5 protein-coding genes are annotated in these 5,426 nt (G+C 39.0%); all 5 read left to right on the plus strand.

Annotation, left to right across the window (positions count from 1 at the left end):
• Nucleotides 1-480 precede the first annotated feature (480 nt).
• A complete protein-coding gene (locus ACFVSH_RS22230) occupies nt 481-1,761 on the plus strand; it encodes an MFS transporter (RefSeq protein WP_387707867.1) in 1,281 nt (426 codons plus the stop codon).
• 336 nt (nt 1,762-2,097) lie between these two features.
• Nucleotides 2,098-2,886, plus strand: coding sequence for an SDR family NAD(P)-dependent oxidoreductase (locus tag ACFVSH_RS22235; protein WP_387707868.1), 789 nt, complete (start codon nt 2,098-2,100; stop codon nt 2,884-2,886).
• Nucleotides 2,887-3,128: 242 nt separating this feature from the next.
• Nucleotides 3,129-3,947: an alpha/beta fold hydrolase gene (locus tag ACFVSH_RS22240; RefSeq protein ID WP_387707870.1), complete on the plus strand. Its 819-nt coding sequence runs from the start codon at nt 3,129-3,131 to the stop codon at nt 3,945-3,947.
• Nucleotides 3,948-4,009: 62 nt separating this feature from the next.
• Complete coding sequence (locus ACFVSH_RS22245) at nt 4,010-4,258, plus strand: ferredoxin (protein WP_260286230.1); 249 nt, start codon at nt 4,010-4,012, stop codon at nt 4,256-4,258.
• 227 nt (nt 4,259-4,485) lie between these two features.
• Nucleotides 4,486-5,426 (plus strand): NAD(P)/FAD-dependent oxidoreductase (locus ACFVSH_RS22250; RefSeq protein WP_387707872.1); only part of this gene is annotated, 941 nt, incomplete at its 3' end.

The raw sequence follows: 5,426 nt of genomic DNA on the forward strand, positions 1-5,426 counted from the left end.
ATATTGGGGTGTTAGACAGGAATCCAAGGTTATCTCCTTTGGAGATACCGCCATACTGTTCCCATTTAAAACCTTTTACTTGAACGGACCTAGACTAAGTAGATCTTCAGTCCGTAGCATCCCTGGATTTTGGACATGATGGACATTTTCTTGCTTCGGTTAATGAAGTTTCAAAAAAAAATATTGAGTTGCATTACTTAAGGCTCGGTTAAGGTGTTGTTTCGGGTTGCTTTCATCGAAACAACACCTTATTTAGTTCTGTATATAAAACTTCTTTTTTTGTTGAAAAAATATAAATCTGGATATTATTGACTATTATGAAAATTCAATATAACATTAAATATCGGTAACATTGTTTTTTATATAAAACAATAGTTGTGCTGTCTTTTGAAAGGGGGAGTTGATGAAGTTTATTAGACATTTTCTTTATTGAATTCATGAAAGCGCATTCAAAAGAGCCTGTTAAAAGGGGGACATAACATGTTACAAGGTCAAAAAAGATGGCTGTACATTGCGATTCCTATTTTTTTCTTCTGGTTTTTCGGGCAGATTGATAAAGTAGGTATCTCTGTTATCCAAACTGATCCGGGATTCTTAAGTGATCTTGGTTTAACTGGCCTGGATAAAAATTCAAAAATTGGTATGATCTCCTTTATATTCATGATTTCATACTCCTGTTCCAACATTTTTTGGGGAGTTATTATCGACAAGTTAGGGGCAAGGAAAACAGCCGTTTTGGGTTTACTGGTATGGACAGCGACAATGGTCATGGGAGGACTGTCCACTTCATACGAAATGTTTTTGATTAGTAGGGTCATCCTCGGAATTGGGGAAGGTATGATGATCCCGATATCGGGTAAATTCATTTCGAATTGGTTTAATAAACGAGAGCTAGGAAGGGCACAGTCATTCTGGATTACAGGTAACTACCTTGGCCCGGCAGTGGGTACTGTTATGCTCATTCTAATTATTTCAACGTTTCATTGGCAGGCCGCGTTCTTTGCTCTCGCCGCCTTTAACTTGTTTATAAATATTCCAATGTTCCTGTTTTTGACTCGTAATACGCCAGAAGAACATCCACGCATGAGTAAAGAAGAAGTCTCCTATATTCGTCAAAAAGACGAAGCGGATGTTGTTCAGTTGAAACAATTCTTTGCAAAGGATTATCGTTATTGGATTGTTTGGTTCGGCAATTTGATGTCGTCCTTTCTTTTCTTTGGAATCAGTATTTGGCTGCCTACATATCTCGTTGAGGCCAAAGGCTTTGAAAGGGAAGCAATGACTGGCATTACTTCATTGTCGTGGCTATTCGCGCTCGGATTTGTCCTGGCTGGTGGATTTCTGGCGGACAAAACGAAGCGCCCGAGTTTGCTTGCGACGATTCTGTTCATACTGACAGCTATATTTTTGACAATCGCTGTCATTGCACCTAATCCCATTTTTGCCGGCGTTTCCATGGGGCTCGCAATGGGAACTCAGGGTGGAATGTTCCATCTAACCAATTTCTTCATCATCAAGTATTCAACGCCTGAAACAGCGGGTCGCGCAGCCGGTTTAATGGGGTTCACAAATATTATGGGTGGATTTTCAAGCTATATTATGGGGTGGAGCCGCGATATGTCCGGAGGTGATTTTGGTCCATCCATTGCCATGCTGATCGTAGCAGCCACTCTCGGGTTTGTGGTGTACTTGTTTATGATTAAACAAGAAGTTGCCGAATATCACCTAAATAATACGACAGGAAACAAATTAACTTTATAGAGAGCAAAAAGTTAATATAATACTTTTTTTAGTAGGGTTTCTCAGTAAGAAGGGCGCTGGATTCTTACTGAGAAACCACAATAAAATCTTGAATTCTCATTGAAGGGTACATAGGAGTAAGGATAGCCATAGATTGATAGAGAACAAGTAATGTTTTTTCCCAGTTTTTTTGCAGCTTACATTGACAATAAAGCGATTACATTTTAGAATTGTTTATATATAAAAACATAGTTTTGTATACAAAACAAATTGTGCTCGCGTACAAGGCTGTCTACTTGAATGGATTTTTGGATAACCGTTCATAACGGTTGAAAAATAACAGAAGGGGTGGAGACAATGGGCATGGCCTTAAAAGATAAAGTCGTATTGATTACAGGTGGAGCTTCTGGAATAGGGGAAGCTGTCACACGCCGTTTTATACAAGAAGGAGCAAAAGTAAGCATTATCGGCCGTTCTATAGACACGTTAGCGAAAATGAAAGAAGAATTTGGCGAAAATATCCTTACTTATCAGGGAGATGTAAGCAAATACGAAGACAATGAGCAAGCTGTCCAAGCTACTGTTGAGCAATTCGGAAAGTTAGATGTTTTCGTTGCGAATGCCGGCGTGTTCGATGGATTTGCCAAATTTGCCGATGTGACTCCTGAGGCGCTTTCCGAAGCATATGATTTCCTTCTCAATATTAACGTAAAAGGCTCTTTTTTCGGGGCTAAAGCCGCTCTTGAAGAACTGAAAAAAACAAATGGCAATATTATTTTTACCGTATCCGGTGCAAGTTTTTATCCAGATGGCGGCGGCGTTTGGTACACAGCGAGCAAACACGCCCAAATTGGATTGATGCGCCAGCTTGCGTTCGAACTATCTCCTTCCATTCGAGTAAATGCGGTAGCCCCAGGGGGGACATTGACAGCACTCACGGTGATTCCGCCGCTGCGCCCCTTTGTGAAAATCGTCGATAATGATACGAAAGCAAGCAGCATTAAAAAACGGAATATTCTTCAACTTGCCCAGAAGCCGGAAGATCACGTTGCGGCGTATGTATTGTTAGCTTCTGACGAATCACGCGCGATCACCGGTGAAATCATTTCCAGCGACGGCGGATTGTCAGTGCGAGGACTTGGCTAAGCTGGCACAGTTTTTGAATATTGTTTAAGTTAAGTTGTAAGACGGGAACGGAAGTCGATTTTCCTGCTTATCTTCAAGAAAAAGGAAGCACTTTCTTAATCAAATCAAAACGAAAGCTTTTTCCAGGCGAAATATTAATTTAGTAAATCATTTGCTAGTTTAAGTAAAAATATTTCAAGTTATTACAGCTTTCACAACTGTATTGTTAAAAGTTATGCTAAAAAATAAGGGGGACTGATAGCATGCCATACGTAAAAGTAGAAGATTTAAGCATTCATTATGAAGTAGAGGGCACTGGAGAACCTTTAGTTTTATTACATGGTATGAGCAATAATTCACAGTCTTGGAAGGAACAGATCCAGGAATTAAAGGAGCATTATACAGTAATTGCATGGGATGCCCCGGGTTATGGGAAAAGTTCAGATCCAGCAGAAGAATTTAGAAGTTTTAAAGAGTTTGCGCGTATTCTGAACGGCATGATGGATCAGCTAAAGTTGGAAAAAATCCATCTGCTCGGCCATTCAATGGGAGCGGCAATTGCGATAGAGTACTGTAGCCTGTACCCAGATAAGATTAATAAACTAATATTAGCCGATTCGACAAGAGGGGCTGCTGCTCTAACCCCGGAAGAGAATGAGACGAAATTGAAAAATCGATTATTTTCAATTGAAAACCAATCTACTGAGGAGATAGCGGAAAAGAGGATACATGCACTGCTATCCCCCCATGCTTCAGAAAAAGTCCATACACGAGTAAAAGAGATTATGACACAGATAAGACCAGCAGGATATCGTTCGGTAGCATATTCACTTTATCATCTAAATCAAATGAAATCGTTATCTCAAATAGATGTTCCTGTTCTTGTAATTTGTGGTGAGTTGGATACTGTGACTCCTATTAAGGAGTCGGAAGCAATTCATGAAGAGTTAATAAACTCCCGGCTAGTGATAATTCCAGAAGGCGGTCACCTGTGCTACCAGGAAAATCCTGAAAAGTTCAATTCAAGCATTTTGAAATTTTTGAACGATATGAATAAGGAAAAAACGAATTCGATTGCTTAAGGCTTCTCTAAATGCCTTAGTAAAAAAAGGGTTTAGATTATAGAGAGGATTTGAAAGTGAAAATGGCTAATTTTACAATCGTGGATAAAGAAACTTGTATTGCGTGCGGAGCTTGTGGTGCTTCAGCTCCGGATATTTATGATTACGATGAAGAAGGTATTGCGTATGTTATATTGGATAATAATGTCGGGGCAGCTATTATACCTGAAGAACTCGAGGAAGATATGATAGATGCTTCAGAAGGATGTCCAACCGATTCTATAAAAGTGGCTCAAGTATCCTTTGATGGTAACCCTAATAAATTTGAATAATAAATGAGGGCGTTTCTACTGATTATAGATTTAAAGATTTTAAAACTAAGGAAATTGAAGTCACTAGTTTGTCTTTTGAAAGGATGGATATTTAATCGATCTTATCCATCATTATTAGAAGGGGAAAAGGAAGAAATACTTGTGGAAACATTACAAGTCAATCCCTTACAACCAGTAGATCATGTTCAGTATGACCAACCAACATAGAAAAACAAGGAGTGATTACATTGACAGAAGATAAGAAGGTCTATGACATAACAATAATTGGCGGCGGCCCAGTTGGTTTGTTTACGGCGTTCTATGGCGGAATGAGGCAAGCAAAGGTGAAAATCCTTGAAAGTCTTCCTCAATTGGGAGGACAGCTTTCGGCTCTTTATCCCGAAAAATTCATTTATGATATAGCTGGATTTCCAAAAGTAAGGGCGCAGGAATTGATAGAGAATTTAAAAGAGCAAATGAAAGTATTCGAACCAGCCATTTGTCTTGAAGAAGCAGTTGAACAGATGGAAAAGCAAGAAGACGGAACATTTAAGATCACCACAAACCTCGATACTCATTTTTCTAAATCAGTAATCATTACTGCTGGAAATGGAGCCTTTCAACCCCGTAAACTGGAATTGGAAGATTCAACACAGTTCGAAAATAAGAATTTGCATTATTTCGTGAATGATATGAACCGATTTAAAGGAAGAAAAGTGGCGATTCTAGGCGGTGGGGATTCTGCTGTTGATTGGGCCCTTATGTTAGAGCCGATTGCTGAAAAGGTAACATTGATTCACAGAAGAGATAAATTCCGTGCCCATGAACATAGTGTAGAAAAATTAGTGAATTCCTCCGTTGAGGTCAAAACACCTTATATTCCCTCCGAACTGGTTGGAGCAGATCAAATTACTCAAATTGTTTTAGAGCATACAAAGACTCAAAAAAAAGAAGTGGTTGATGTAGATGATTTAATTATTAATTACGGCTTTGTCTCTTCTCTTGGAGCGATTAAAGAATGGGGTCTAAACATCAATAAAAATGCAATTATCGTAAATTCCAAACAAGAAACAAACATTTCAGGTATATACGCGGCCGGGGATATTTGTACGTATGATGGAAAGGTTAAATTAATTGCTTCCGGATTTGGTGAAGGTCCTACGGCAGTTAATAATGCCAAAGCCTATAT

The sequence above is a fragment of the Peribacillus sp. NPDC058002 genome (assembly GCF_042886655.1).
GTDB lineage: Bacteria > Bacillota > Bacilli > Bacillales > DSM-1321 > Peribacillus > Peribacillus aracenensis.